Genomic DNA, 26991 nt, shown 5'->3' with positions numbered 1-26991 from the left:
CGACGGATAAGTCCGAAAACACTCCATCAAACGGCCGTCGCCGCTGGAGAAACCCTCCATGCCTCAAAATGAGGCGACTGGCGGCTCTCCGACGACGTCGGGAAGGCTTGCTCGCACTTTGCTGATCAGCCACTTTTCGAGCGCGCGGATTTCCGGCCGTGAGCCCAGATGCGGCGCGATCCATAGCTGCAACTGACGCGGGCCGGGGACGAAACCAAACGGCGCGACGAGTTTTCCGGAGCGCAGATCGTCGCCGACCAGCATTCGCGGCACGGTTGAGGGAGGGGCGCGGGATGCAATTCGTCACCGGGCGAGGTCCCGAACCTACCCAACTTTAGTCAGGTGCAGCCCCAACCCGTCTTGATCAATATCGTCCGCAAGGGACGCCTTCACAAGAAAGACATCAGGAAGGACGTCCCGCGGACGCTGCGAAGACAGCTTCGCAGCCATCAAGACTGGATGGGGACACCAGATGGACGCAAGCATTACCGTATCGCGAAGCCCTGCGGCTTCGGACATCAGCGGCGCCGAATATCCTGGACTGGATCCAGCAGGGCTGCGTGTACAACTCCTATGCCTTCAACATGGGCTTCCTGTCCGCGGAGATCCCGGGCTGGATGAGCCCGCGTGCGAACCTGCTGCCCGAGTCGCTGATCGCCGCCTATCCCGGCTCGATCCGCGCGCTGAGCCACGAAGACGCCGTGGCGCACGTGTTCGCCGGGGCTGGCACCCGGTAAGTGCGGTCCGACCCTCAGAGAACGCAGGCCTTCGTCGAATCCATGTGAAGTAGTTGCAAATATCTAAACCATATCGTATTGTACAGGACAGTAAGTAGGCAAAAAGTAACGCTGGTTGGAGACGACGATGGCAGGCTTGTATTTCGATGAGTTCGCGGTGGATCAGGTCTTCCGGCACGAGATCCGCCGTACGGTGACGGAAGCCGACAACGTCTGGTTCTGCGCGGCCACCTACAACCCGGCGCAGATCCATATCGACGCCGAGTACTGCGCGAACACCGAGTTCGGGCGGCCGCTGTTGAACAGCGTCTTCACGCTGGGATTGGTGATCGGCCTGTCGGTGCAGGACACCACGCTTGGCACGACGGTGGCCAACCTCGGCATGACGGACGTGAAGTTCCCGGCGCCCGTGTTCGCCGGCGACACGATCCGCTCCGTGACGACCGTGATGAACCTGCGCGAAAGCAACTCGCGTCCGGAGCAGGGCATCGTCACCTTCCGCCACGAGGGCTACAACCAGCGCGGCGAACTGGTGGCGATCTGCCAGCGCCACGCGCTGATGCACAAGAAGCCGGTGCAGTGATGAAGATGCGCTCGCTGCTCTTCGTTCCGGCGGACAACGAGAAGAAGCTCGACAAGGCGCGCGCCTCGACGGCCGACGTGCTGATCCTTGACCTCGAGGATTCCGTCGCCGGCTCGCGCAAGGCAACCGCCCGCGAGATGGCGTCGCGCTATCTGCGCGAGACGCGCGGCGCGCGGACCTGGCAGGCCTTCGTCCGCATCAATCCGCTGAGCGAACCCGGTGCGCTGTTCGACCTCGCGTCGGTGGTCGGCGAGGGCCTCGACGGCGTGGTGCTGCCCAAGGCGAACGGCATCGAGGACGTCGCGCGGCTGGCGTACTGCCTCGACGTGCTCGAAGCCCGCTGCGGCATCCCGGTCGGCCGTACGCGCATCCTGACGGTCGCGACCGAAACCGCCGCGGCGATGCTGAACATGGGCGGTTACGCGCAGTCGCATCCGCGCCTCGCGGCCATCACCTGGGGTGCCGAGGATCTCTCCGCCGCGCTTGGCGCGAGCACCAACCGCGAGGCGGACGGGATGCTGTCGCATGCCTACCTGATGGCGCGTTCGATGTGCCTGATCGCTGCGGCGGCCGCGCGCGTGTCCGCCATCGACACGCTGCACGTGGACTTCCGCGACGCGGCGGGGCTGGAAGCGGCCTGCGCCGAATCCCGCCGCCGCGGCTTCACCGGCCGCATCGCGATCCACCCGGACCAGGTGGACATCATCAACCGTTGCTACTCGCCGAGCGAGGAAGACCTCGCGCTCGCCCGCGCGGTGATCGCCGCCTTCGCCGCGCAGCCGGATGCCGGCACGGTCGGGATCGACGGCCGCATGTACGACCGCCCGCATCTCGTGCAGGCGCACAAGACGCTCGCCAACGCCGGACCGGCAACGACGGCCGGCAGCTCGGTGCAGTAGATCGCAAACGTCCCTTCACGGGCAGAACACCAGGAACCGAACCATGGACTTTTCGCTAAATCCCGATCACCAGGCCATCCGTGAAGGCGTCGCCGCCGTCGCCCGCAAGTTCGGCGACGAGTACTGGCTCGCGCGCGACGAAGACGGCGAGTTTCCGCGCGAGTTCCACCGCGCAATGGCGGAGGCCGGCTGGCTCGGCATCACGATGCCGACCGAATACGGCGGCGGAGGTCTCGGCGTGACCGAGGCGGCGATCATGATGCACGAGGTCGCGTCCCACGGGGGCGGCATGAGCGCGACTTCGACGGTGCACATCAACCTCTTCGGACCGCACCCGATCGTCGTGTTCGGTACGTCCGAGCAGAAGGCGCGCTGGATTCCGCGGCTGATCAGCGGCGAGGACCAGTGCTGCTTCGGTTTCACGGAACCGGACGCCGGCCTCAACACGACCGCGATCAAGACCTTCGCGGAGAAGGTCGACGGTGGCTACATCGTGCGCGGCCAGAAGGTGTGGACCTCCACCGCACAGGTCGCGAACAAGATCATGCTGCTGACCCGCACGACGAAGCTCGAGGACTGCAAGCGTCCGACCGACGGCATCACGATCTTCTATACCGACCTCGACCGCAGCAAGATCGAAGTGCAGCGCATCCCGAAGATGGGGCGCAAGGCGGTCGATTCCAACGCCATCTTCATCGACGAGCTCTTCGTGCCCGACAGCGACCGCATCGGCGAGGAAGGCAAGGGCTTCAGCTATGTGCTGCACAGCCTCAACCCGGAACGCATCCTGATTGCGGTCGAAGCCATCGGCATCGGCCAGGACGCCCTGCGGCGCGCGACCCAGTACGCGAAGGAGCGCGTCGTCTTCGGCCGCCCGATCGGCCAGAACCAGGGCATCCAGCACCCGCTCGCCGAACGCTGGATGGCGCTCGAAGCGGCGTGGCTCATGGCGATGAAGGCGGCTTGGCTGTACGACTCGGAGAAGAGCTGCGGGGCCGAGGCGAACACCGCGAAGTTCCTGGGAGCACGCGCCGGCTATGACGCTGCGTTGCAGGCGGTGATGACCCACGGCGGCTTCGGCTACGCCAAGGAATACCACGTCGAGCGCCTGCTGCGCGAAGTGACAGTGACGCGCATCGCACCGATCACCGAGCAACTGATCCTGTGCTTCATTGGAGAAAAAGTCCTCGATCTGCCCAAGTCGTATTGAGGGGCAGTGGGCGCCGTCGCGCTCGCACGACGGCGCCGTAATGGCGGTTAGGGGCGCCACCCACAAGTGCGTCCATGTAAGCGAAGCCCTGACCATCGAGGAGATTTTTCATGTCTTTGACTTGTCCCGCCGATACCCGGGATGCCGCGTGGGTTCCCGACGCGCCGACCATCACGGCGAGCAACATCGGCCGCTTCAGCGCCGCGATGGAAGCGCGCTGGGACCGCAGCTTCACGCATTACGACGATCTGCATACCTGGTCAGTGAACCATATCGACGAGTTCTGGACCGGCCTGTGGGAGTTCTGCGGCGTCGTCGCCGAGCGTCGCGGCGAGCGCGTCGTGGAGCAGGGAGCAACGATGGAGTCGGTGCGCTGGTTTCCCGACGCACGCCTGAACTTCGCCGAAAACCTGCTGCGCCATCGAGGCGACGAGGATGCGGTGGTCTTCTGGGGCGAGGACCGCGTCAAGCGTCGCCTGTCGCACGACGACCTGTATGCCGCCGTCGCCCGCGTCGCCTCCGCCATGCGCGCCCGCGGCGTTAAGGCCGGCGACCGCATTGCCGCCTACATGCCGAATTCGCCTGACACGCTGATCGCGATGCTGGCCGCGGCGAGCATCGGCGCGATCTTCAGCTCGGCGTCACCGGACTTCGGGCCGCAGGGCATTCTCGACCGCTTCGGCCAGATCGAGCCGGTGATGCTGTTCGCGACGGACGGTTACTACTACAACGGCAAGTCGCACAGCTGCCTCGACAAGATCCGCGAGATCGCGGAGCAACTCCCGTCCGCGCACACCGTCGTGATCTGCCCTTACCTCGGACTCGACAACCCGACAGAAGGCATCCGCGGCGGTGTCACGCTCGACGAGCTCACCGTGCCCCATGCTGCCGTGCGCAACATCGACTTCGCGCAGCTTCCCTTCGACCATCCGCTCTACATCGTCTTCTCGTCCGGCACGACCGGCGTGCCGAAATGCATCGTCCATCGCGCGGGCGGGGCCTTGCTACTGCATCTGAAGGAGCACCAGCTGCACGGCAACATCCGCCACGGCAGCCGGCTCTTCTACTTCGCGACCTGCAGCTGGGTGATGTGGAATTGGCTTGCGTCGGGCCTCGCGTCTGGCGCGGCACTGATGCTCTACGACGGCAGCCCCTTCGCCGCCGACAACCACCTCCTCTTCGACTACATGCAGGCCGAGCGCTTCACCCACTTCGGCACGTCCGCAAAGTTCCTCGAAGCCTGCGCGAAGCTGAATCTCGAACCCGGGCGCACCCACGACACGAGCTCGGTTGAAGTGCTCTATTCGACGGGCAGCCCACTAATGGCAGAGGGCTACGACTACGTCTACCGCGCCTTCAAGCAGGGCGTGCATGTCGCGTCGATCTCCGGCGGCACCGATCTCCTCGGCGCTTTCGTCGGCGGCTGCCCCGCGATTCCCGTGTGGCGAGGCGAGATCCAGTGCAAGCAGCTCGGTATGGCCGTCGACGTGTTCGACGAGGACGGTAAACCCGTCCGCGGGCAGAAGGGGGAACTCGTCTGCACTGCGCCATTTCCGACCCAGCCGCTTTACTTCTGGAACGATCCCGAAGGGCACAAGTACCACGAGGCCTATTTCAGCCGCTTCGAAGGCATCTGGTGCCATGGCGATTTCTGTGAAGTGACGGCGCACGGTGGCTACATCATCTACGGTCGCTCGGACGCGACGCTCAACCCCGGCGGCGTCCGCATCGGCACGGCCGAGATCTACCGCCAGGTCGACCAGATCGACGAGGTCGTCGAGTCCGCGGTGATCGGTCAGAACTGGCCGCCGGAAAAGCCCACCGACGTACGCGTCGTGCTCTTCGTGCGCCTGCGCGACGGGCTCGCACTCGACGAGAACCTCCGTGATCGCATCAAGCAGCAGATCCGCGTCAGCACCACGCCGCGCCACGTGCCCGCCCGCGTCGTGCAGGTCGCCGACATCCCGCGTACCAAGAGCGGAAAGATCGTCGAGCTGGCGATCCGCCAAGTGGTGCATGGCGAGGCGGTCAAGAACACCGGCGCACTTGCCAATCCCGAAGCGCTGGAGCATTTCCGCGCTCGTGCGGAACTAGCGATCTGAACACGGCGGCACCATGAGAAGAGACATCCGTCGCGCCCCCGGCGCTTAGTGTCGGTCGGCCCGGCAGACTTTTCGCGTAGTGCCCGCGTTTTGAGGGGCGTGGTTCGCTGTTCCAGAAAATCATCAATTAGTATGCAAGAACATCATAAAGCAATGAAATGCGTGAGGCTAAACCGCTTTGAAAAACGGACGGTGTGCAGAGTGTGTAGGACTTGAGAACTAAAAATTAGTACGCTACAAAATCATCTTGTCGCGTTAACTATCGTACGCTACCATACGTAAAACCGTCCTCGACAACACCCGACTACATGGAGCACACCATGATCAAGCGCAGCCTGTTCAGTGAAGAGCACGAGATGTTTCGCGACACGGTGCGTAAGTTCATCGACAAGGAGATCCGTCCCTACCACGCGCAGTGGGAGAAGGACGGCATCGTTTCGCGCGAGGTGTGGCGCAAGGCAGGCGAGGCCGGGCTGCTGTGCTGCACGGTCGACGAGCAATACGGCGGCCTCGGGCTGGAGTACCTGTTCGACGTGATCGTGTTCGAAGAGATCGCGAAGTGCGGCTACACCGGCCCGGGTTTCCTGATCCACTGCGACCTCGTCGCCACCTATATCAAGTCCTTCGGCAACGAGGAGCAGAAGCGCCAGTGGCTGCCGCGGATGGTCAGCGGCGAGGCGATCGGCGCGCTGGGCATGACCGAGCCGCACGCCGGCTCCGACCTCAAGAACATCCGCACGCGGGCAGTGCGCGACGGCGACGACTACGTCATCAACGGTCAGAAGGTGTTCATCTCCAACGGCCAGATGTGCGACGTGCTGGTGCTCGCCGCGAAGACCGACCGCGACGCCGGTGCGAAGGGCATCACGCTCTTCCTCGTCGATACCAGCCTGCCAGGGTTCAAGCGCGGCAAGAACCTCGAGAAGCTCGGCCTCAAGGCGCAGGACACGTCCGAATTGTTCTTCGAAGACCTGCGCGTGCCGGCGAGCGCGATCCTTGGCGAGGAAGGGCAGGGCTTCGCGATCATGATGACCAAGCTCGCGCAGGAACGCCTCGCGCAGGCGATCCGTTCGGCGGCGGTCGCCGAGGAAGTGATCGATTACACGGTCGATTACACCGCCAACCGCCAAGCCTTCGGCAAGACCATCGGCGACTTCCAGAACACGCAGTTCAAGCTCGCCGAACTGCATACCGAGGCCGTCATCGGCCGCGTCTTCACCGACCGCTGCATCGAGCTCTTCATGCGCGGCCAGCTCGATGCGATCGACGCGGCGATGGCCAAAATGTGGTTGTCGAACCTGCACTGCAAGGTCGTCGATGAATGTCTGCAGCTCTTCGGCGGCTGGGGCTACATGTGGGAATACCCGATCGCGCGCGCTTACGCCGACGCACGCATCGTAAAAATCGCCGGGGGCTCCATTGAAATCATGAAGTACTTGATCGGGCGAAACCTGTTTGCCGAGAAGAAGGCGCAAGAGGTGGGCAGTTCCTCCTGAAGCGGCCTACGAAAGTCGGCAAGCGGAGCCCAACGGAGCATTCTGAAAGGCTGCAGAGCGTTGGAACCGCAACTCGCCCGAAGGGCAAGAGCTGCGGATGGCGCAGAACGAGGGTGTGTGCTGACAAATAGGCCCACATCAACGAATAGGCCAAGGCCGTCAGCGAGCAAAGCAAGGCTCAGCGCATGGTTCTATATATCGAATATGAATTGATTAACCGCTTGAAAGGAGACAGTTGTGCGAGGACTCAAGGACAAGGTCGCGCTGGTAACGGGCGCGGCAAGTGGCATCGGGCTGGCAATCGCCAAGCGTCTGGCCGAAGAGGGGATGGCGGTCGGCGTGCTGGACCTCAACGGCCAGGCCGCGCACGCGGCGGTCGAGGAAATCCGCGCGGCCGGCGGCAAGGCCGATTTTGAAGTGTGCGACATCACCGACTACGACAAGGTTACGCAGGCGGTGGCGGCGATTGAATCGCGCCTCGGGCCGACCTGGGCGCTGGTGAACAACGCCGGCTGGGATACCCCGACCGCCTTCCTGAAGACCACCCCGGACTTCTGGCGCAAGATCGTCGACATCAACTACCTCGGGCCGATCCACATGACCCACGCGGTGGTGTCGGGCATGGCCCAGCGCGGCGGCGGTCGGGTGATCTTCATCGCGTCGGATGCCGGCCGCGTCGGCTCCTCGGGTGAAGTCGTTTATTCCGGCTGCAAGGGCGCGACGATTTCCTTCGCTAAGGCGCTGGCGCGCGAAGTGGCGCGCAATAACGTGCTGCTCAACTGCGTCTGCCCGGGGCCGACCAACACCCCGGCGATGGACGCCTTCGTCGGCACCGGCGAGCAGGGCGAAAAGATCCGCAACGCGATGGTGCGCGGCGTGCCGCTCGGCCGCATCGGCGAGCCGGACGACTACCCGGGCCTCGTCGCCTTCCTCGCGAGCGACGACGCGTCCTTCATGACCGGCCAGACCATCAGCATCTCCGGCGGCCTGACGATGCACGGCTGATTTCCCCTCTCACATCCATCGGGCAAGAAACCATGAGCACGCAATTCAAAGACATTCTGTACGAAGTCGGCGCGAACGCCGTCTACATCACCATCAATCGCCCTGAAGTCTTCAACGCCTTCCGCACCCAGACCGTGGAAGAGCTGATCCAGGCCTTCCGCATGGCGGACGAAGAGAAGTCGGTCAACGCCGTGATCTTCGGCGGCGCCGGCGACAAGGCCTTCTGCACCGGCGGCGACCAGAAGGTGCACCTCTCCGAAGACGGCCTATATGGCCCGCGCGGCATGGTCGGCCTGCCGATCGAGGAACTGCAGAGCGCGATCCGCGATTGCCGCAAGGTCGTGATCGCCCGCGTGCAGGGCTTTGCGATCGGCGGCGGCAACGTCTTCGCGACGATCTGCGACCTGACCATCGCGTCCGAGAAGGCCCAGTTCGGCCAGGTCGGCCCGAAGGTCGGCTCGGTCGACCCCGGCTTCGGCACGGCCTACCTCGCCCGCATGGTCGGCGAGAAGAAGGCGCGCGAGATCTGGTTCCTGTGCCGCCGTTACAAGGCGCAGGAGGCGCTGGAGATGGGGCTCGTCAACAAGGTCGTGCCGCACGAGGAACTCGATGCCGAGTGCGAATCCTGGGCCGCCGAGATCAACCAGCTGAGCCCGACCGCGATCGCGATCGCCAAGCGTTCGTTCAACGCCGACAGCGAGAACATCCGTGGTATCAGCTTCATGGGCGTGGCGGCGGTGAAGGGCTACTACCAGAGCGAAGAGTCGAAGGAAGGCGTGCGCGCGTTCAACGAAAAGCGCAAACCCGAGTTCAAGAAGTACGTTTAACCGAGCATCCGGGCGCGCAATGGATCAGAACATCAAGATCGAACTGGGCAAGGACGGCGTCCTGTTGGCATGCATCGACATGCAGGGCCGTTCGATGAACGTCTTCTCCATGGACCTGATGGATTCGCTCGAGCGACTCGTCATCCACGTGGAGGAGGATCCGGCGGTGCGGGCAGTGGTGGTGACCTCCGGCAAGTCCGCCTTCATCGCGGGCGCTGATCTGGCGATGGTCAAGATGTTCACCGAGCGCGCCCGGACCGACTCGCATTCGGAACTGGTAGGACTGTGCGGCCGGCTGGGGCACATCTTCCGGCGTCTCGAAAAGAGCGGCAAGCCGTGGGTCGCGGCCGTGAATGGTCTGGCGCTGGGCGGCGGGCTCGAACTGTGTCTGGCCTGCCACGCGCGCGTGGCCGCGGACGGCCCCGGGGTGATGCTCGGCCTGCCCGAAATCAAGCTGGGCCTGCTGCCCGGCGCGGGCGGCACGCAGCGTTTGCCGCGCCTCGTCGGTGCAGCGCTCGGCCTGCGCATGCTGCTGCAGGGCGACCCGCTGAAGCCGGCGCAGGCGCTGGAGTGCGGGCTGGTGGATGAAGTCGTGAGCGCCGACGTGCTGATTGACGCGGCACGCCGCAAGGCGCTTGCCATGGCCGATTCACCGGTGATTGCGATGCAGCCATGGGATCGTGTTGAGTCGAGCTTCGACGACGGCGAACTGGATCTCACCGCCTCCGGCGCGCACCAGCGTATCGCTGCCGGACTCAGGCTGTCGGACGATCTCATCGAGAAATACCCGGCCTATACCGCAATCATGAACTGCGTGATCGACGGCTGGACCATTCCGGTCGATGCGGCGCTCGATCACGAAATGGACATCTTCGTCGGCCTGATCCAGAACCGGGTCGCGGGCAACATGATCCTGTCGCTGTTCCTCAACCGTCAGCGCTCGCTGAAGGCCGCGCCGATTGCGCTCGATCCGCGCACGGCCAAGGTAGCGGTTATCGGGGAGGGCGGCGAAGCGGTCGCAAGCCGGCTGTTGCTGGGGCGTGCGAAGGTGGTCGGGCCCGACGAACTCGGGGCCGGTGACGTGGCTGTTCGCATGAACGGTACGCAAGCGCCGGCCGGCACCGAAGTCGCGTGGCTTACCGATGGCGTCGCCGTCGGGAACGCACGAGCTGGCGTATGGGCCGCGCCAAAGTCCGAATACGGACGGGCCGTCGAAGTTGTCGTCGACGGCGAGGATGCGGCAGGCCGTGATGCCGCATTGGCTGTCGCTCAGTGGCTGGGCGCTGACGCCGTGCTCGTGAGTCGTGGCGCGACGTCCTACCTGGAATCCCTGGCGAAAGTCCGCGCAGCGGCCCGCGCCGCCGGCTGCAGCGAAGAGGAGCAATTGCTCGCCGTCTCTCTGGCAGCAATCCGGACCTGGCTCGACAAGGGCGTCGAAGACATCGAACTCGCCGATTCCGCGGCAGTGGTCGCCGGCATTGCGCCGGCCTACAGCGGCGGCCCCTTCTGCTACGCCTTGCAGCACGGTCCGGAGTCGTTGCGCGCTTGGGCGGAGAAAGCACGGGCGCGCGACACGGCGCTGTTCGCCTGGCCCGACGGAGTGGTGTCGCTGTTCGCCCAAGCCACCTGCTGAAGGGGCCGATGATGGCGATCGACCGCAAGTTCCTCGGCTTTGCGTTGCCGCCGTTCAAGGTGACGGCGACGCCCGAACGCATCGCGCGCTTCGCCGACGCCATCGGCGAGCGCAACCCGCTGTACCGCGCGGGCATCGCTCCGCCGACCTTCCTGAAAGTGCTCGAAGGCGAGGACAACAGTTCGCGTCGCATCCTCGATGCGCTGGGGGTGCCGCTGCCGCGCGTGCTGCATGCCGAACAGCAGTTCGATTATCTGGCGCCGGTGCGCGTCGGCGATGAGCTCAAGGTCGAGCGCCGCGTCGCCGACCTGTACGACAAGAAGGGCGGCGAGATGGATTTCATCGTCATCGAGACGAATTTCACCGGGCCGTCCGGCATGCTCGTCGCCCGGTCGCGCCAGATCGTGTTGGTCCGCAACGCTCCCCGGAGCCATTGAAATGGGCATCGACCTGATCAACGCCGAAATCGGCGCCGTGCTGGCCGAATGCGTCTGCCCGGCGCGCAACAAGGACGAGCTGGCGCAGTACGCCCAAGCCTCGGGCGACATGAACCCGCTGCACCTCGACGAAGCCTTCGCACGCAAGGCGGGCTTCGACAATCTCGTCGTGCACGGGATGCTCAATATGGCCGTGCTGGGCCGTCTCCTGACCGATCACTTCGAATCGGACGCCATCCTCGGCTTTTCGACCCGGTTCGAAGGCGTGCTCAAGGTCGGCGAGCCGACGCGTGTGTCGATGAGCCTCCTCGAGCGTAACGGCGAATATGCCGAAGTCGCGCTGGAGATGCTGACCGACGAAGGTCGGCGAATCGTCAGCGGTCGCGCGAAAGTCGGTCTCTAGCGGCTGATCTGGTTTCCTATGTAGTCGGAGGCCATCGTCGCCGTCCAGGAGAGTGGTGCCTGGAGAAGAGCAGGTCGAGACGACCATGCCCTTCCGGAGAAGATGAAGCTTGCGAGACGGTCATCGAAAATCGGATGTCCTGACCTTGAGCTGATTGATCACGGCTTCGACGTCGTCCAGCCACCGCTCGAGCGTTCCAGTGATGACGAAAAAAGCCCGCTCATCGAGCGGGCTGAATCTCCGATCCGAGGAGGAGGTGGAGGGTTCAAATCGGCGAGGAGGAAATCGCTGCGGCTATACCGGGTCCCAGGTGAACACGTCGCCGGAGCGGTGCAGCGGGTAGAAGTCGTTCTCGAACATCGGGAACACGCGCTCGATGACCGATTCCGGCGTCCAGCCGTCCGACGTGTGGGCGGTGCGGATCGGGCGGGACTGCGAGAAGAGGTAGATCTCGTTGTTGCGCACGCCGAAGATCTGGCCGGTCACTCCCGCGGCGGCATCGCTGGACAGCGCCGTCACGAAAGGGGCGATCTTTTCCGGGATCAGCTTCATCAGCCCCTCGACACGCTTTTTCTGCTCCTCGGTTTCCGCAGGAATGGTGTTGACCATGCGCGTCCAGGCCCAGGGGGCGACGGCGTTCGAGCGGACGTTAAAGCGCTGCATGTCCATCGCGATGCTCTTCGAGAGGGCCGCGACGCCGAGCTTGGCGGCGGCGTAGTTGGCCTGGCCGAAGTTGCCGATCAGGCCGGAACTCGACGTGATGTGCACGTAGCTTCCGCCGTTCTGTTCCTTGAAGTGCGGCGCGGCGGCGCGGCTGACGTAGAACGGGCCATTGAGGTTCACGTTGATGACGGCCTCGAACTCCTCGCGCGTCATCTTGTGGAAGATCGTGTCGCGCAGGATGCCGGCGTTGTTGACGACGATGTCGATGCGGCCGAAGGCGTCGAGCGCAGTCTGCACCATCGCGTGCGCTTCGTCCCAGTCGGCGACCGAATGGGTGTCGGCCACCGCCTGACCGCCCGCAGCGCGGATCTCTTCGACGACCTGCTGCGCCGGGCCGAGGTCTGAACCTTCTCCGGTCGTTGAAGCGCCGATGTCGTTGACCACCACCCGTGCACCGGCGGCAGCCAGATCCAGTGCGATCCCGCGGCCCACGCCGCGCCCGGAGCCGGTGACGAGGGCGACTTTGCCCTCCAGCAATTTGCCGTTCATTTCATCTCCACCATGTGGTTTCTCGGCTGTTCATTAGATTCCTTAGGACCCAAAAAAAACCTCGGCAGGAAAGGAGGGAGAGGGTCTGAACCCTGCCGAGGGATTACCAAAACCTGCGCCGGGGCAAAGCGAACTGCCCCGGATATGTCATTTGAGGCTGGAGACGAGCTCCGGCACCAGCGTGAAGAGGTCACCGACGACGCCGTAATCGGCGATCTGGAAGATCGGTGCTTCGGGATCCTTGTTGATCGCGACGATCACCTTCGAGTCCTTCATGCCGGCCAGATGTTGGATCGCGCCAGAGATGCCGACGGCGATATAGAGCTGCGGGGCAACGATCTTGCCCGTCTGGCCCACCTGGTAGTCGTTCGGGGCAAAGCCGGCATCGACCGCCGCGCGGCTCGCGCCGAGGGCCGCACCAAGGGCGTCGGCGAGCGGTTCCAGGACGGCGTTGTAGTTCTCCTTGCTGCCGAGGCCGCGTCCGCCGGAAACGATTACCTTGGCGTCGGCAAGTTCCGGCCGTGCGCTCGTCGCGAGTTCGCGCCCGATGCAGCGGGTGCGGGCGAAGCCTTGCGGGACGGCGACCGGCGAAATCGGCGCGCTTCCGCCGTCGACGGCACTTTCGAAGGCTGTCGAACGCACGCTGATCACCTTGACCGCATCGTCGCTCGACACCGTGGCCAGTGCATTACCCGCGTAGATCGGACGCACGAAGGTGTTCGCCGATTCGACCGCGACGACGTCGGAAATCTGCGCGACGTCGAGCAGCGCAGCGACGCGCGGCAGGAAGTTCTTGCCGAAGGCGGTCGCTGGCGCGAGCACGTGGCTGTAGGCACCGGCGAGACCGGCGACAAGCTTGGCGATGTCTTCCGCGAGCAGCGCTTCGAGATGCGGCGCGTCGGCGAGCAGGACTCTGGTCACGCCTTGGATGCCCGACGCCGCCTCGGCAGCGGCTACGCAGCCGCGTCCGGCGACCAGCACGTGGATGTCGCCGCCGATCTGCGCCGCGGCCGTGACTGTGTTGAGCGTCGCCCCTTTGAGGCTGCGACCGTCGTGTTCGGCAATGACGAGAATAGCCATGTCAGATCACCTTTGCCTGGTTCTTCAGTTTGGACACCAGCATGGCGATGTCCGGGACGATTTCGCCGGCCTGTCTGGTCGGCGGTTCGATGACCTTCAGCGTCTTCAGGCGCGGCGCGACCTCGACGCCGAGGTCGGTGGGAGAGACCGTGTCGAGCGGCTTCTTCTTCGCCTTCATGATGTTCGGCAGCGTCGCGTAGCGCGGCTCGTTCAGACGCAGATCGGTCGTGATGACGGCCGGCAGCTCCAGCGACAGCGTCTCCAGGCCGCCGTCGACTTCGCGCGTCACCATCGCCGCGCCGCCTTCGAGCTTGACCTTCGACGCGAAAGTCGCCTGCCCGCAATCGAGCAGCGCGGCGAGCATCTGGCCAGTCTGGTTCGAATCGTCGTCGATCGCCTGCTTGCCGCAGATGACCAGCGACGGCTGTTCGCGCTCGCACAGCGCCTTCAGGAGCTTCGCGACCGCGAGTGGCTGCAGTTCGACGTCGGTATTCACGTGCACTGCGCGATCGGCGCCGATCGCGAGGGCCGCGCGCAGCGTCTCCTGACAGGCCGAGACGCCGCACGAAATCGCAACGACCTCGGTGACGTTGCCCGCTTCCTTGAGGCGCACCGCTTCCTCGACGGCGATTTCGTCGAAGGGATTCATCGCCATCTTCACGTTGTCGAGATCGACGCCACTGCCGTCAGCCTTGACGCGGACCTTGATGTTGTAATCGATCACCCGCTTAACCGGGACCAGGACTTTCATGGGTTTCCACTCCTCGTGTGCGTGGGATAGGGGGCAGAGGGCTTAGAGTCGTTCGTAGATGGCCGCGATGCCCTGGCCGCCGCCGATGCACATCGTCACCAGCGCGTAGCGCCCGCCGGTGCGCTGCAGTTCGTAGAGGGCCTTCGTCGTGATGATCGCGCCGGTCGCGCCGACCGGATGGCCGAGCGAGATGCCGGAGCCGTTCGGGTTCACCTTCGCCGGATCGAAGCCGAGTTCCTGCGCGACGGCGCAGGCCTGCGCGGCGAAAGCTTCATTCGATTCGATCACGTCGATGTCGGCGATGGTCAGACCGGCCTTTTCGAGCGCCTTGCGCGACGCGGGGACCGGGCCGATGCCCATGTAGAGCGGATCGACGCCGGCGTGGGCGTAGCTCACCAGGCGGGCGAGCGGTTTCAGCCCGAGGCGTTCCGCGGCACGCGCTTCGGCGAGCACCACCGCCGAGGCGCCGTCGTTGATGCCCGAGGCGTTGCCGGCGGTCACGAGGCCGTCGCGCTTGAACACCGGCTTCATCGCCGCGAGCTGTTCGAGTGTGACATTGGCGCGCACGTGCTCATCAGTATCGAAGACGACCGTGCCCTTGCGGCTCGCGATCTCGACCGGGACGATCTGGCTCGCGAAGCGGCCTTCGGCGATGGCGCGCGCGGCCCGCTGCTGACTTTCGAGCGCAAGCTGGTCCTGCATGTCGCGCGTGATGCCGTAGCGCTCGGCGACGTTCTCGGCGGTGATGCCCATGTGCACGCGTTCCCACGGGTCGTGCAGGATGCCGGTCATGTAGTCGACGACTTCCGTATTGCCCATGCGCGCGCCCCAGCGCATCGCCGGAATCATCATGATTCCGCGGCTCATCGATTCGGCGCCGCCACCGACCGCGACGTCGGTGTCGCCTATGGCGATCGCCTGCGCCGCCGAGACGATGGCCTGCAGGCCGGAACCGCACAGACGGTTCACGTTGAACGCGGGCGTTTCCTTCGGCAGCCCGGAGTCGATCGCGGCGACTCGGCTCAGGTAGGCATCGGCGGGCTCGGTCGGGATCACGTTGCCCATGACCACATGCCCGATGCGCTCGGGTTCGACGCCGCTGCGCTCGATCGCGGCCCGGACGGCCGTCGTCGCCAGCGTCCGCATTGGAACGTCCTTCAGGCTGCCGCCAAACGTGCCGATAGCAGTACGGGCGGCACCGACGAGGAGGATTTCGCGTGTAGTCATTGGAGCTCCAGACGGTACGTATTGTGATCGTATGATAGCGAACCAAATATTGATGCGCAAGCATCAATCGGAATCCGAACGAGGAGTGTTGTCGGTGGGGTTAGACGAGCAACAGATCGCGCAATCGACGGATCGCGCGCTCGCTAAGGCCGACGGCGTCGTGGAGGAAGTCTTGTTCGCTCGACCAATGCTCGTCGATCGCGGCGAAGGAGGCTTCGAGATAGTCCGCGCGCACCTTCATCAAGGCCGACAGCGCGGCATCGGGAACGCCCTTCGGGACCATGTAGCGCAGGTCCCGCGGTGCGAGGTTCGACAGGAGGTAGTCGGCCACGATGTCTTCGCGAGATACGCCCAGCGCCATCAGGATCAATGCGATGCCGAAGCCCGTGCGGTCCTTGCCGCTGGTGCAATGGATCAGCGCAGGCATCGCGTCCGGTGCGAGCAGCGCCTCGAACATCCGCGCGTAGTCGCTCGAATGGTCCAGCGGAAAGTTGCGGTAATAGCCGGCGAGTGCCGAATGCACGGTCATTTCGTCGCTGTGCGGTCCGAGCGAGGGGATCAGCTCCTTGGCGCCGCGCGGGAAGAAGCCGATCGCGTGCTGCCGGATCTGCGTGTCGGCGGGGAGGCGGTTCGGTTTACGGATGCGTTCCGATTCATGACGCAGGTCGCAAATGGTGCGCAGGCCCAGTGCCTCGAGCCGCTCGAAGTCGTCCCCGATCAGTTCGGCCAGCGAATCCGAGCGGAAAAGCAGGCCACGGCGAATGACACGCCCGTCAGCCGTGCGGATGTCGCCGAGGTCGCGGCAATTGGTCGCGCCCTGCAGGGCGATCACTCGTGGATTCACTGGCCGCGCCTGGCGTGCCGTGATTAGTCGATCACTCGCCGTCGATTTCAATGTTCGCCGCTTCGCCCGACCCGAGCGAGAGCAACGATTCCTTGACCGACGAGAGCATGCGGATGAGTTCGTTCCGGTCGTTGTCGCTGAGACTGCCGAGAATCTGTTCGTTGAAGTCGCTCTCGATCTTCACGAGTTTTTCCAGCAGTTGCTGCGAGCTCCGCGACAGGAAGACCCGCTTCATGCGGCGGTCGGTCGCGTCGGGGCGGCGCTCTATGAAGCCAGTCGCTTCGAGGCGGTCCAGCAGCGAACCGAGGCTGGCCTTGCCGACGTCGAGCATGTCCGCGAGTTGGGTCTGGGCCATGCCGTCGTGGCGGGATAGATGCGCCAGCACCCACCACTGCGCGCGGGTGATGCCGAGCGGCTTCATCAACTGGTCGAAGACCGTGCGACGCATACGCGACACGTCGTGGATTAGGTAGCCGAGTTTGATGTCGCGCCGCTGGGCGGCGGCGTCGCCCGCTTTGGCCTTCGGTGCCTGTTCGGCGGCGGCCGGAGTGGGGTTCGACATTGCTTTGGCGGCCCTTGAGGTCGCCGGGCCGGATTCCTTTGCTCGCATTTCTTGCCTTCCTGTTGGTGGCGGCTGCAGGCCCTCAAGCCTGCGTCGTTCATGTACCGATTGCCAGATTCGGCATATTGTACGACTAAATACGGTTTCCAATATAGCCGGATCGGCTCGGTCGTGCATAGGGGCCAATGTATCGGCAGGCACAGCCGTAGCAAGTGAAAACTCGACGGTTTCATTGAGGAATTCGAGCATCCGGTGCGCTAGCGGCTTGCCGGCCGAAGACGGCTCTCGAATACGGTTAGCGTTGAACGAGACAAAAACACTTGACAAATCATAGTATGCACCAGGACGATATGTATCAGTTAGAGCCGCCCACGCGACTCAGTAAGGAGCGTATATGACCGAACAAGAGCAGGTGCGCGCTGACCGGCGCACATCTCCGGCCCAAGACTCGACCGGAGCAGGCATTTCACGATGAATTCCAATGACGGCGCCGCGACCAATCGCGGCATCCTTGCAGTCGGCGCCTACCTGCCGCGGCTGCGCCTGGACCGCAAGTCGGTCGCGGCGGGCCACCGCTGGATGGCACCGGGCTTGCGCGGCCTCGCCCAAGGCGTGCGCAGCATGGCGAACTGGGACGAAGATGCCATCACGATGGCGGTGGAGGCCGGACGGCGCACACTCGCAGCCGCCCAGACTCCCGCGCCGGAGGCGCTGACGCTTGCGTCGACGACGCTGCCGTTCGCCGACCGGCTCAATGCCGCCGTCGTCGCCTCCGCGCTGGCCTTGCCGAAGGCGCTCGCCGCGAGCGACTGCGGCGGCAGCCTGCGCGCGGGCAGCAGCGCGCTGATCCGTGCGCTGGAGGGCTCCGGCGGACAGCAACTCCTGATCGCCTCCGAACGGCGCATTCCGCGCCCGGCGAGCACCGGAGAACTGATGGCCGGGGACGGTGCTGCGGCATTGCTGGTCGGGGAGGGCGAGCCGATCGCGCGGCTTCGCGGCTCGGCCAGCCTGACCGCCGACTTCGTCGACCACTTTCGCGAGACCGATCGTGACGGGGATTACGGCTGGGAAGAGCGCTGGGTGCGCGACGAGGGCTTTTCGAAGCTCGTGCCGCCCGTCGTGAAGCAGGCGCTGCAGGCGGCGGGCGTCGAGGCGGGCAAGATCGACCACTTCGTGATGCCCGAGGCACTGCGCAAGGTCGGGCCGATGGTCGCGAAGAAGGTCGGCGTGCGGCCCGAAGCGATCGTCGATCCGCTGTTCGACCGCTGCGGCGATACCGGCAGCGCACATCCACTATTGATGCTGGCGCGCACCCTCGCCAAAGCCGGGCCGGGACAGACGATCCTCGTCGTGCAGTTCGGCAGCGGCTGCGATGCGCTGGTGCTCGAGACGACGGACAGGGCGACCGGCGCCGACGCCGAGCCCGCGTGGCTCGACGAAGGGCAGGTCGAGACGAACTATCTCAAGTACTTGTCCTTTACCGGCCAGATCGAGCTCGAATGGGGCATGCGCGCCGAGATGGACAACAAGACGGCGCTGTCGGCCGCGTGGCGCGCCGAGGAAACCGTCCACGGCTTCAGCGGCGGGCATTGCAGCGAGTGCGGAACGGTGCAGTTCCCGGCCAGCCGGATCTGCGTGAATCCGGACTGCGGCGCGGTCGATACGCAGCAGCCTTACCGCCTGGCCGACGAGCCGGCGAAGATCCGCAGCTTCACGTGCGACTGGCTGTCGTACAAGCCCTGTCCGCCCTTCATGTTCGGCCACGTCGAATTCGACAATGCGGCGCGCGTACTGATGGAGTTCGCAGACTGCGATCCGGCCGACCTCGCGGTCGGCGTGCCCCTCGACATGGTGTTCCGGATCAAGGAAGTCGATTCGATGCGCGGATTCCGGCGCTATTTCTGGAAGGCGAAGCCGCAACGCAAGGCGGGAGAATAAGCATGGCAAATGGGATTCGTGATCGCGTTGCGATCGTCGGGATGGGTTGCTCGCGATTCGGCGAGCGCTGGTCGGACAACGCCGAGGACCTGATGCTGGAGGCCTTCTCGGAGGCGCTGACGGATGCCGGCATCGAAAGGAACAAGATCGAGGCGGCCTGGTTGGGCGTGTGCCTCGAAGAGAACAACGTCGGCAAGACGGCCGGCCCCCTGGCGCAGGGCCTGCGCCTGCCGTACATCGCCGTGACGCGCGTCGAGAACGCGTGTGCGACCGGCACCGAGGCCCTGCGCGGCGCGGTGTACGCGGTGGCCTCCGGTGCCTACGATATCGCACTCGCGCTCGGCGTCGAGAAGCTCAAGGATACGGGCTACGGCGGCTTGCCGGTCCGTACCCGCGGCGTGGTGGCCGACTTGTGGCTGCCGAACGCATCAGCGCCCGGCGCCTTCGCCCAACTCGCGTCGGCCTACCAGGCGAAGTACGGCGTGTCCCGCGACGACCTCAAGCAGGCGATGGCGCACGTGTCGGTCAAAAGCCACGGCAATGCGGTGCTCAACCCCAAGGCGCACCTGCGCAACAAGATCACCATCGAGGACGTGCTGAAGGCGCCGACGGTGGCCGAGCCGCTGGGGCTGTACGACTGCTGCGGTGTCAGCGACGGCGCGGCCTGCGCGATCGTGACCACGCCCGAGATCGCTCGCGAGCTGGGCAAGCGCGACATCGTGACGGTCAAGTCGCTGCAGCTCGCTGTCTCCAACGGCGAAGAGGCGCAGTTTAGCAACTGGGACGGCGCTTCGGTGCGCACCGCCGAAGTCGCCGCGGCCAAGGCCTACCGGGAAGCGGGTATCGCGAATCCGCGCGAAGCGCTCGACCTGATCGAGGTGCACGACTGCTTCTCGATCACCGAACTCGTGCTGATGGAAAACCTCGGCCTGAGCGATCCGGGCCGCGCGCCCTTTGACATCCTCGAAGGCCGCTACGACCGCAACGGCCAGATTCCCTGCCAGGTGGACGGCGGCCTGAAATGCTTCGGTCATCCGATCGGCGCATCGGGCCTGCGCATGGTCTATGAGGTCTATCAACAGATCCTCGGCCGCGCCGGCGAACGCCAGCTCGCCAAGGCCGACATCGGCTTGACGCAGAACTTGGGCGGGCATCCGCACCAGAACGTCTGCGCGATCTCCATCATCGGGCGCCTCGGCGCATGACGATCGGCGCCACCGCGATGCGGCCGCAGCGCCTGTCGATGGCGGAAGTCGTCCGCGGCCTGCGGCCCGGCATGACGGTCTTCGTGCCCGGCACGTCGGGCGAGTCGCTGGCATTCGCGGAGGCGCTGAAGGCGGACCCAGGTGCCGCGGCCGGCGTGCGCTTCGTCGGGGTGCTCTTCCCCGGCATCAACGACACCGCCTACGTCGGCCTGCACCCGGAAGCGCGGCAACGCGCCTACTTCATGATGCCCGGCTTCCGTCCGGGATTTCTCGACGGGCGAGTTGAGCTGCTACCGGTCGACTACCTCGGCGCCTGGCGTGACCTGGCGAACCTCGACGTCGACCTCGCCATTGCCCAGGTCAGTGAGCCCGATGCCGACGGGCGGCTAAGCCTCGGCATCTGCCACGACTTCGTGCCGGCAGTGTGGGCGAGGGCACACCGCAAAGTCGCGCACATCAACGCGCGCATGCCGCGGACGCGAAGCGGAGTCTCGCTGAAGCTGGACGAGTGCGACGTGGTCGTCGAGGCCGATGGGCCACTTGTCACGCTCGCGCCCGAGCCCGCCAACGCGCCGCTGCAGCAGCTCGCCTGTCACGTGGCAGGCATCGTGCGCGATGGCGACACGCTGCAGCTCGGTATCGGCCGCATGGTGACCGCGGTGCTCGAATCGCTCGCCTCGCACCGGCGCCTTTCGCTGCATGCCGGGATGGCGACCGAAGCGGTGTTGCCGCTGCTGGAGCGCGGCGTGATCGACGAGCCCGCAAGCATCACCGTGGGTGTCGCGCTCGGCGGCGAAAACTTCTACCGCCGTGCGGCCGAAGACGAGCGCTTCCGCTTCGCCCCGGTCTCCGAGACCCACGACGTTCGGCGCATCGCGGCAATCGACAACTTCGTTGCGATCAACGCGGCGATCGAAGTGGATCTCCTCGGTCAGGTCAATTGCGACAGCCTGGGCGGACGGCTCGTCGCAGGCACTGGCGGGATGCCGGCCTTTGCGCACGGGGCCAAGCTTTCCGCAGGGGGGCGGACTGCGTTCGCACTACTCTCGACCGCTTCGCGCGGCGCCGTCTCGCGCATCGTGCCGCGGCTCGATGCGTCATCGCTCGTCGGTGCGCCGCGGCATGTTGCCGATTTCGTCGCGACCGAACACGGCGTCGCGGATCTGCGCGGCGCGAGCCTGGGCGAGCGGGCTGCACGCCTCATCGCGATCTCCGCGCCCGATCACCGCGAGGCGCTCCGCGCCGCCTGGCGGGCGCGGCTCACCGAATTCTGAGCGAGGTAATTTCGACGCTCGGGGAGTCGATAGGTCCGCGCGTCGGTGACCGCTTACGACCGGAGTCGAACCTCTTCGATGAACGATTTCGCCCTGCAGTAATAACTTTCGTCGAGCAGCCGGGGGCTATGAGTTCGCCAGGTGGCGAGTATCGCCTCGAACGGGACATCGGCGAAACGGCCGCGATCAAGTACATATTCCATATGCTTGCGATTGCGTCGGTCGTAGGGATGGAAGATCGAGTCGTTGCGTCCATCGAACTGAAGAGGCTCAATTCCGACCCGGTTACACAGCAACATATCGAAGGCGGGGGTCGCCTTGACCCATTTCCCTTCCAGATGCAGTTCGGCGTAGGCATGCCAGCGAAACACATCGTCTTCGTTGGCTTCGATCAGGCGCGGCGAAGCGAGATGATCGCGTACGTCTGCGAACCCCAATCGTCCCGGAATGCCAAGAGCGCGGGCACATGCAACCAGCAGTGCGGCCTTGGGGATGCAATAACCACGATTGCGCATGAGCGCCCGCTTCGCCGAACATGACTCCGCATGGTCCAGCCTGTCATAGGGATCGTACGTGATCTGATCCCTTACTGCTTCATAAAGCGACACGGACCGGCTGATGTCGTCTCGCGCGTGGCCGGCGGCCTGTTGGGCGAAAGCAATGATTTCCAGTGTGTCGCTTTCGACGAACTGCCCCGGCTCCAGATACTCACGATCAATCACGGTCTCACCTTTACGTTTCAATGAAGCTCGCCGGCAAGCCTGCAGTGGCGCACCCATAGCAGTGGTTGCAACCAGTCGCCCCGTTCGAAGATCGCCTTGACCGTGATGATGGCGCCGGTTGTGCCGACTGAGTGACCGAGCGAGATGCCGGAGCCGTCAACCCGATCCTGTGCGCCAATCCTCCGGATGGAGGCAAGACCGGTTAATTGCGTAACTATAATACCCAAGAATCTGGTATGCAAGAATACCAAATGGCGGTTTCGTGCGTTACTTTCGTCGTTCGCAACCGGCGTCTATGAGGCAAGCCCGCATCAGCGACTATTGACATATACGGTATTGCACAGTACTATATCAAAACGTATCTGGTTGTGCCTGTGCGACAACGTATTGCATCAGCTGAACAATCGCGGGGGAGTCATGGCCGTAACTATTGTGAGCTCGGCGGACGACACACTCTACACCGATTATCGCGACACCGAGGCTTGGTGCGGGACTTCCTTATCGCTGTCGTGGCGATTTGCGATTGGCAAGGACGCCCTGCGGCGGGGAATGCGTTATGCGAAGGAGCGCAACGTCTTCGGGCGAAGGAGTGTCACGTCGAGCGTCTGCTGCGCGAAGTCACGGTAACGCGGATTGCGCCGATCACCGAGCAACTGACCATGTGCTTCATTGCGGAAAAGGTGCTCGAACTGTCGGCGTCGTATTAGGCCGACGGCCCCGGCAGCTTTGCGAATGGTATTTTGAGGAGACGATATGCTACAAGACAAGGTTATGGCGGCCGGGGATGCTACCGCAGGTGAGCGCGGTCCGTGGCTGCCGGGTGGCGAGCCACAGGCTGGGCGCATTGCGCGAGCCTGGCTGAGGAGCGATGCTGACAAGCGGGCAATCGAGCAGGTGCAACCGGAAGACCTGCTGCCCGGTCGGACGACTTATGAGTGCATCAGAGCAGCGGCCGCGCTCGAACCGGCGAAGCCCGCGCTGATATTGCTCCGGTCGGCGGATCTCGCGGTTCCGCCGCGGATCATCACCTATGCCGAGTTGATGCAACGGATCGTGCAGGCGGCCAACCTATTCAGCGCGGTCTCCGGCAGCGAACGGCCGTCGGTTGCGCTGATCCTGCCAATGGTCCCGGAGGCGCTGATTGCAACCTGGGCGGCGCAGACAGCCGGAATCGCATGCCCGATCAATCCCTACCTGGAAGAGCGGGTCGTGGCATCGATCATGAATGCGGCGCGGGCAACGGTGCTCGTGATCAGCACCGCGAAATTCGGGCCTGGGGCATGGGACAAGCTCGAGGCCATCTGCGCCCAGGTGCCGACCTTGCGGCGTGTGCTGATAGTCGAATCGGACGACCAGGCCAGCGACTTCATGCGTGCGCTCGAATCCTACCCTGCCGACCGCTTTGTGTTCGAACCGACGGACGATCCTCACGCGGAAGTCATGTACCTGCCGACCGGCGGTACAACCGGTGCGCCGAAACTGGTGCGCATGACACATCGTGGCCAGTTGCTCAATGCGTGGATGGTTGGCTCGGTGATAGGATCGGAGCGCGATAGCGTGGTCGGTCACGCGATGCCGAACTTCCATGTCGGCGGCCTGAACGTGATCGCGCTGCGCACCATGCTTTACGGACAGACCCTGCTGACCCTGACCACGGACGGGTTCCGAAATCAGGGGGTGATTCGGAATTTCTGGGACATTGCCCGGCACTACCGGATGACTTCAGTCCTCGCAACGCCTACGACGGCTGCGGCCATACTGGCGGTTCCTGATGTGTCGTCCGAAGGTCACTCCATCGTCACGTTCAATTGCGGCGCGAGTACTGTACCGCTCGAACTGATGCGCGCCTTCCATAAGCGCTTCGGAATCTGGCTGCGGGAGATCTGGGGCATGTCGGAGATTCACGGCGTCGTCACGATGAATCGCAATGACGGCCAGCAACCGCTGGTTGGTTCGGTCGGAAGCTGCCTGCCGTACCACACCGTGAAGGCCTTCGAAGTGGATGCGAGCAACACATTTCTGCGCGAGTGTGCGCCGGGGGAACGCGGAGTCCTGTGTGTCACCGGGCCAGGCGTCACGCCTGGCTATGTCGACGCGAATTTCGATGGTGAATTCTTCGTCCAGGGGGCGCCTGGCGGTACACGTTGGGCAAATACCGGCGATTTGGGTGCATTCGACGCCCAGGGCTTCGGATGGATATTTGGGCGTGCCAAGGAGCTCATTATTCGTGGCGGTCACAACATCGACCCGAGACTCATTGAAGAGGTCCTGATGTGCCATCCCGGTGTTCAGACTGCAGCGGCCATCGGGCGACCTGACTCGGCAAAGGGGGAAATGCCGATTGCCTACGTACAACCGAAGGCCGGTTGTTCCGTAGCCGCCGATGAACTGCTTCAGCTATGTCGCGAGCGGGTGCAGGAGCGGGCGGCGGTGCCGATCGAGATCATCGTCCTCGAACAAATGCCGCTGACGGCGGTGGGGAAAATCTCCAAGCCAGCGCTGCGCGTTGATGCAATGGTTCGCGTATCGAGGAACACGGCTGCCGCCATTGTGGGTGAGAGCGGCTCGATCGACGTGGAGGTGGATGAAAGTGGTCGTCGTCCGCGGGTAGTTCTGACGGTCATGCTGCGTTCGGGCGATTCAGCTGTGCTCTCGGAGCGCCTGCGTCATGCGTTCCAGCAATTCGAGTTCGAAGTGTTCGTCGACGTCGTAAATGGGGCGTCCGCCTCGGTCTCCTGAAGTCATATTTCCCTTCTGCGTCAACGCTGCGCCTGAGCTTCGCAGACTTCGAACAAGACGCGCACGCCAACCCGGCGTGCGCGCTCCCCTCTCGGCTTCGTCCCTGATCTCCTTTCTTTTTGCGACCGGCGCTCTTGCTTGGTCGCGAGATGAGCCCGCATCGCATGAGTGTGAAAAGCTCGCGAGCGCTGTTATTAATGTTGACACGGACGGTATGTAGCAATACGATCGTATTGCGTACAAGAGTTCGCGCTCGATGCGATGATCTTCGAACTGCGCAAGCCAGAGTCTTCGTGTAGTGGCAGTTGAGGAAGGCGCTTGTTAATCACGATATGGCCCGAAGGGGTGAAAAAAATGCCTAGAAAGCAAAGGAAGGAGACAAGGACCGCAGGCCAGGGGCTTCCGAAGTTGGCTGCCACTGCTGCGGCGTTGAGTCTGATCGGGGCCGTCGAGGCAGCCGAGATCAAGACCGACAATCCCGACGTCCAGATGCGCTGGGACAACACCGTGCGGTACAACCTCGGCGTCCGTGTCGAGAAGGCCGGAAATATCGCCAACAATCCGAACTTCGACGAAGGGGAGTCGAAGTTCGACCAAGGTGATGTCGTCACGAACCGAATCGACCTGCTGACGGAGTTCGACTTCATCTACCGGAAAAACTATGGCTTCCGCGTAAGCGCGGCAGGCTGGTACGACAACGCGTATCAGAATGGCGAGTCCGTGCGTAATTCGCATCTCCCGTCATCCATCGCCGGCAGCTATGTCGACGATAAATACAGCAGTTTCACCAAGCGCTTTTATCGTGGGCCGTCGGGCGAATTGCTCGACGCGTTCGTTTTCGGGCGCTTCGACCTGGGGGACATGCCGCTTACGCTGAAGGCTGGCCAGCACACTGTATTCTGGGGTGAATCGCTGGGATTGAGTGGCGCGCTGCATGGCGTTTCCTACTCCCAGATGCCCCTCGATTTGCGTAAGGCATTCGCGACACCCGGCATCGAGGCAAAGGAGTTGTTCCTGCCACTAAACAATGTCTCCGGGCAACTCGTGGTTAAGGACGACTTGGCGATCGCCGCCCAATATTTTCTTGACTGGGATCCGACCCGTATCCCGGAAGGAGGTACCTATCTGGGACCGGCGGATTTCCTGATGTACGGATCGGATCGCGCGAGTGCCAGCTTGATCAACGGGGGCGTGAAAAAGCCGCAGCGGAGCGGGGATTGGGGCGTCAACGCGCGCTGGAGCCCGGAGTGGCTCGACGGCAGCCTCGGATTCTATTACCGGCGGTTTACGGACAAGGTCCCATCGATTTTCATCACCGGGTCGCAATACCACGAATATTTCGGTGAGGACATCGACCTGTTCGGCGTCAGCCTATCGAAACAGATTGCCGGCGTCAGCGTGGGTGCCGAACTTTCCTATCGGAAGAACATGCCGCTGGCTGCGCAGACTCTGGGGCTGGCAGCGGCGCCTGCCGCATTGGCACCCGTGCTGTTCCCGAATGGGGCGCCAACGCTAAATGGCAACACCTTTCAGGCGCGTGGCGAGACGTTGCACGCCGTTGTCAACGCATTGGGCGTGATTTCGGAGACGGCGCTGTTCGACACGGCAAGTTGGTCGGCGGAATTGTCATATGTGAGCTTGCAGAAGGTTACCGACAACCGCGACATGTTCTTTGGTGAAGGCTATGGCGTCTGTGACGAGAGCCGCAGAGCGGTGCTTCGTGCGCGGTTCCGGGACAAATGGGACGGGTGCGCAACCCGGGAGATGTTTGCACTCGCACTCAGTTTTACCCCGGTTTGGCTCCAGGCGCTACCGGGCGTCGACCTGTCCTTGCCGATATCCGTCTCAGGGGGATTGAAAGGAAACTCGCCTACGCAGCTCGGTGGCAATGAAAGCAATGGCAATTACAGCATTGGGATTGGAGCGGACGTCTATTCGAAATATCGCTTCGATCTGAAGTTCGTGGACTATTTCGGCAAAGTGAAACAAGGGCCGGGCATCGTGCCCGGTACGACCCAAGTCACCTCGGCCAACGGCCTGAGCACCCTGCTAAAGGATCGCGGTTGGGTGAGCTTCACCTTCAAGACAACATTCTGATTTCCGCA

Annotated in this window: 24 protein-coding genes; 16 read left to right on the top strand and 8 right to left on the bottom strand. The window is 63.9% G+C overall.

Going from position 1 to position 26991, the window contains the following annotated elements:
• Nucleotides 1-63: 63 nt before the first annotated feature.
• Nucleotides 64-264, bottom strand: a complete 201-nt coding sequence (locus AZKH_RS24630; protein ID WP_015452019.1) for a hypothetical protein — start codon at nucleotides 262-264, stop codon at nucleotides 64-66.
• 296 nt (nucleotides 265-560) lie between these two features.
• Between AZKH_RS24630 and AZKH_RS27380 the strand changes: the two genes are divergently transcribed.
• From AZKH_RS27380 to AZKH_RS24575, 11 genes are all read left to right on the top strand, one after another.
• On the top strand, nucleotides 561-737 hold the full coding sequence (locus AZKH_RS27380; protein ID WP_015452018.1) for a hypothetical protein: 177 nt from the start codon (nucleotides 561-563) through the stop codon (nucleotides 735-737).
• 127 nt (nucleotides 738-864) lie between these two features.
• On the top strand, nucleotides 865-1320 hold the full coding sequence (locus tag AZKH_RS24620) for a MaoC family dehydratase (protein WP_015452017.1): 456 nt from the start codon (nucleotides 865-867) through the stop codon (nucleotides 1318-1320).
• A complete protein-coding gene (locus AZKH_RS24615; protein WP_041657916.1) occupies nucleotides 1320-2219 on the top strand; it encodes a CoA ester lyase in 900 nt (299 codons plus the stop codon). Before AZKH_RS24620 ends, AZKH_RS24615 begins: the two co-directional genes overlap by 1 nt.
• 43 nt (nucleotides 2220-2262) lie before the next feature.
• Nucleotides 2263-3429: an acyl-CoA dehydrogenase family protein gene (locus AZKH_RS24610; RefSeq protein ID WP_015452015.1), complete on the top strand. Its 1167-nt coding sequence runs from the start codon at nucleotides 2263-2265 to the stop codon at nucleotides 3427-3429.
• Nucleotides 3430-3539: 110 nt separating this feature from the next.
• The gene (locus tag AZKH_RS24605; protein WP_015452014.1) at nucleotides 3540-5531 is read left to right on the top strand and encodes an acetoacetate--CoA ligase; all 1992 of its coding nucleotides are present in this window, start codon (nucleotides 3540-3542) and stop codon (nucleotides 5529-5531) included.
• Nucleotides 5532-5851: 320 nt separating this feature from the next.
• A complete protein-coding gene (locus tag AZKH_RS24600) occupies nucleotides 5852-7027 on the top strand; it encodes an acyl-CoA dehydrogenase family protein (protein WP_015452013.1) in 1176 nt (391 codons plus the stop codon).
• Between the two features lie 237 nt (nucleotides 7028-7264).
• A complete protein-coding gene (locus AZKH_RS24595) occupies nucleotides 7265-8032 on the top strand; it encodes a glucose 1-dehydrogenase (RefSeq protein ID WP_015452012.1) in 768 nt (255 codons plus the stop codon).
• Nucleotides 8033-8064: 32 nt separating this feature from the next.
• Entirely contained in the window at nucleotides 8065-8859 is a 795-nt protein-coding gene (locus AZKH_RS24590; RefSeq protein WP_015452011.1) for an enoyl-CoA hydratase-related protein, read from the top strand.
• Nucleotides 8860-8878: 19 nt separating this feature from the next.
• Nucleotides 8879-10492, top strand: coding sequence for an enoyl-CoA hydratase-related protein (locus AZKH_RS24585; RefSeq protein ID WP_015452010.1), 1614 nt, complete (start codon nucleotides 8879-8881; stop codon nucleotides 10490-10492).
• 8 nt (nucleotides 10493-10500) lie between these two features.
• Nucleotides 10501-10929: a MaoC family dehydratase N-terminal domain-containing protein gene (locus AZKH_RS24580; protein WP_051071811.1), complete on the top strand. Its 429-nt coding sequence runs from the start codon at nucleotides 10501-10503 to the stop codon at nucleotides 10927-10929.
• 1 nt (nucleotide 10930) lies between these two features.
• Complete coding sequence (locus AZKH_RS24575) at nucleotides 10931-11332, top strand: MaoC/PaaZ C-terminal domain-containing protein (RefSeq protein ID WP_015452008.1); 402 nt, start codon at nucleotides 10931-10933, stop codon at nucleotides 11330-11332.
• Between the two features lie 294 nt (nucleotides 11333-11626).
• On the opposite strand, the gene AZKH_RS24570 is transcribed toward AZKH_RS24575, so the two are convergent.
• The 6 genes from AZKH_RS24570 to AZKH_RS24545 form a co-directional block, all read right to left on the bottom strand.
• Nucleotides 11627-12544: an SDR family NAD(P)-dependent oxidoreductase gene (locus AZKH_RS24570; protein ID WP_015452007.1), complete on the bottom strand. Its 918-nt coding sequence runs from the start codon at nucleotides 12542-12544 to the stop codon at nucleotides 11627-11629.
• Nucleotides 12545-12691: 147 nt separating this feature from the next.
• Nucleotides 12692-13624 carry an electron transfer flavoprotein subunit alpha/FixB family protein gene (locus AZKH_RS24565; RefSeq protein WP_015452006.1) on the bottom strand — a complete coding sequence of 311 codons (933 nt, stop codon included), beginning with the start codon at nucleotides 13622-13624 and terminating at the stop codon, nucleotides 12692-12694.
• Between the two features lies 1 nt (nucleotide 13625).
• Nucleotides 13626-14375, bottom strand: coding sequence for an electron transfer flavoprotein subunit beta/FixA family protein (locus AZKH_RS24560; protein ID WP_015452005.1), 750 nt, complete (start codon nucleotides 14373-14375; stop codon nucleotides 13626-13628).
• A gap of 42 nt (nucleotides 14376-14417) precedes the next feature.
• The gene (locus tag AZKH_RS24555; RefSeq protein ID WP_015452004.1) at nucleotides 14418-15602 is read right to left on the bottom strand and encodes an acetyl-CoA C-acyltransferase family protein; all 1185 of its coding nucleotides are present in this window, start codon (nucleotides 15600-15602) and stop codon (nucleotides 14418-14420) included.
• Nucleotides 15603-15702: 100 nt separating this feature from the next.
• On the bottom strand, nucleotides 15703-16446 hold the full coding sequence (locus AZKH_RS24550; protein WP_015452003.1) for a tyrosine-protein phosphatase: 744 nt from the start codon (nucleotides 16444-16446) through the stop codon (nucleotides 15703-15705).
• A gap of 31 nt (nucleotides 16447-16477) precedes the next feature.
• The gene (locus tag AZKH_RS24545) at nucleotides 16478-17056 is read right to left on the bottom strand and encodes a MarR family winged helix-turn-helix transcriptional regulator (protein ID WP_015452002.1); all 579 of its coding nucleotides are present in this window, start codon (nucleotides 17054-17056) and stop codon (nucleotides 16478-16480) included.
• Between the two features lie 423 nt (nucleotides 17057-17479).
• On the opposite strand from AZKH_RS24545, the gene AZKH_RS24540 reads away from it, so the two are divergent.
• Genes AZKH_RS24540 through AZKH_RS24530 form a run of 3 tightly spaced genes read left to right on the top strand, consistent with a single transcriptional unit; the run spans nucleotide 17480 to nucleotide 21425 of the window.
• Nucleotides 17480-18946, top strand: coding sequence for a 3-oxoacyl-[acyl-carrier-protein] synthase III C-terminal domain-containing protein (locus AZKH_RS24540; protein WP_015452001.1), 1467 nt, complete (start codon nucleotides 17480-17482; stop codon nucleotides 18944-18946).
• Between the two features lie 2 nt (nucleotides 18947-18948).
• Nucleotides 18949-20151 (top strand): acetyl-CoA acetyltransferase, encoded by a 1203-nt coding sequence (locus AZKH_RS24535; protein ID WP_015452000.1) that lies wholly within the window; start codon nucleotides 18949-18951, stop codon nucleotides 20149-20151.
• Nucleotides 20148-21425, top strand: a complete 1278-nt coding sequence (locus AZKH_RS24530; protein ID WP_015451999.1) for an acetyl-CoA hydrolase/transferase family protein — start codon at nucleotides 20148-20150, stop codon at nucleotides 21423-21425. The genes AZKH_RS24535 and AZKH_RS24530 overlap by 4 nt, the downstream gene beginning before the upstream one ends.
• Before the next feature lie 53 nt (nucleotides 21426-21478).
• Here the strand turns inward: AZKH_RS24530 and AZKH_RS24525 are convergent, their stop codons facing one another.
• Nucleotides 21479-22168 carry a transglutaminase family protein gene (locus AZKH_RS24525; RefSeq protein ID WP_231874595.1) on the bottom strand — a complete coding sequence of 230 codons (690 nt, stop codon included), beginning with the start codon at nucleotides 22166-22168 and terminating at the stop codon, nucleotides 21479-21481.
• Nucleotides 22169-22900: 732 nt separating this feature from the next.
• Between AZKH_RS24525 and AZKH_RS24510 the strand changes: the two genes are divergently transcribed.
• Together AZKH_RS24510 and AZKH_RS24505 are read left to right on the top strand one after the other, a co-directional pair.
• A complete protein-coding gene (locus AZKH_RS24510) occupies nucleotides 22901-24886 on the top strand; it encodes an AMP-binding protein (RefSeq protein WP_015451996.1) in 1986 nt (661 codons plus the stop codon).
• A gap of 408 nt (nucleotides 24887-25294) precedes the next feature.
• Nucleotides 25295-26983: a DUF1302 domain-containing protein gene (locus AZKH_RS24505; protein ID WP_015451995.1), complete on the top strand. Its 1689-nt coding sequence runs from the start codon at nucleotides 25295-25297 to the stop codon at nucleotides 26981-26983.
• Nucleotides 26984-26991 lie beyond the last annotated feature (8 nt).

Origin of the sequence: Azoarcus sp. KH32C, from assembly GCF_000349945.1 — a bacterium.
GTDB lineage: Bacteria > Pseudomonadota > Gammaproteobacteria > Burkholderiales > Rhodocyclaceae > Aromatoleum.
This window is presented reverse-complemented; position numbering and strand designations above follow the sequence as displayed.

Excerpts from the sequence above, each read along its gene's own strand:
- AZKH_RS24630 (WP_015452019.1), bottom strand. The coding sequence starts at position 264 with ATGCTGGTCGGCGACGATCTGCGCTCCGGAAAACTCGTCGCGCCGTTT.
- AZKH_RS24620 (WP_015452017.1), top strand. The coding sequence starts at position 865 with ATGGCAGGCTTGTATTTCGATGAGTTCGCGGTGGATCAGGTCTTCCGG.
- AZKH_RS24615 (WP_041657916.1), top strand. The coding sequence starts at position 1,320 with ATGAAGATGCGCTCGCTGCTCTTCGTTCCGGCGGACAACGAGAAGAAG.
- AZKH_RS24610 (WP_015452015.1), top strand. The coding sequence starts at position 2,263 with ATGGACTTTTCGCTAAATCCCGATCACCAGGCCATCCGTGAAGGCGTC.
- AZKH_RS24605 (WP_015452014.1), top strand. The coding sequence starts at position 3,540 with ATGTCTTTGACTTGTCCCGCCGATACCCGGGATGCCGCGTGGGTTCCC.
- AZKH_RS24600 (WP_015452013.1), top strand. The coding sequence starts at position 5,852 with ATGATCAAGCGCAGCCTGTTCAGTGAAGAGCACGAGATGTTTCGCGAC.
- AZKH_RS24590 (WP_015452011.1), top strand. The coding sequence starts at position 8,065 with ATGAGCACGCAATTCAAAGACATTCTGTACGAAGTCGGCGCGAACGCC.
- AZKH_RS24585 (WP_015452010.1), top strand. The coding sequence starts at position 8,879 with ATGGATCAGAACATCAAGATCGAACTGGGCAAGGACGGCGTCCTGTTG.
- AZKH_RS24580 (WP_051071811.1), top strand. The coding sequence starts at position 10,501 with ATGATGGCGATCGACCGCAAGTTCCTCGGCTTTGCGTTGCCGCCGTTC.
- AZKH_RS24575 (WP_015452008.1), top strand. The coding sequence starts at position 10,931 with ATGGGCATCGACCTGATCAACGCCGAAATCGGCGCCGTGCTGGCCGAA.
- AZKH_RS24570 (WP_015452007.1), bottom strand. The coding sequence starts at position 12,544 with ATGAACGGCAAATTGCTGGAGGGCAAAGTCGCCCTCGTCACCGGCTCC.
- AZKH_RS24565 (WP_015452006.1), bottom strand. The coding sequence starts at position 13,624 with ATGGCTATTCTCGTCATTGCCGAACACGACGGTCGCAGCCTCAAAGGG.
- AZKH_RS24560 (WP_015452005.1), bottom strand. The coding sequence starts at position 14,375 with ATGAAAGTCCTGGTCCCGGTTAAGCGGGTGATCGATTACAACATCAAG.
- AZKH_RS24555 (WP_015452004.1), bottom strand. The coding sequence starts at position 15,602 with ATGACTACACGCGAAATCCTCCTCGTCGGTGCCGCCCGTACTGCTATC.
- AZKH_RS24545 (WP_015452002.1), bottom strand. The coding sequence starts at position 17,056 with ATGCGAGCAAAGGAATCCGGCCCGGCGACCTCAAGGGCCGCCAAAGCA.
- AZKH_RS24540 (WP_015452001.1), top strand. The coding sequence starts at position 17,480 with ATGAATTCCAATGACGGCGCCGCGACCAATCGCGGCATCCTTGCAGTC.
- AZKH_RS24535 (WP_015452000.1), top strand. The coding sequence starts at position 18,949 with ATGGCAAATGGGATTCGTGATCGCGTTGCGATCGTCGGGATGGGTTGC.
- AZKH_RS24530 (WP_015451999.1), top strand. The coding sequence starts at position 20,148 with ATGACGATCGGCGCCACCGCGATGCGGCCGCAGCGCCTGTCGATGGCG.
- AZKH_RS24510 (WP_015451996.1), top strand. The coding sequence starts at position 22,901 with ATGCTACAAGACAAGGTTATGGCGGCCGGGGATGCTACCGCAGGTGAG.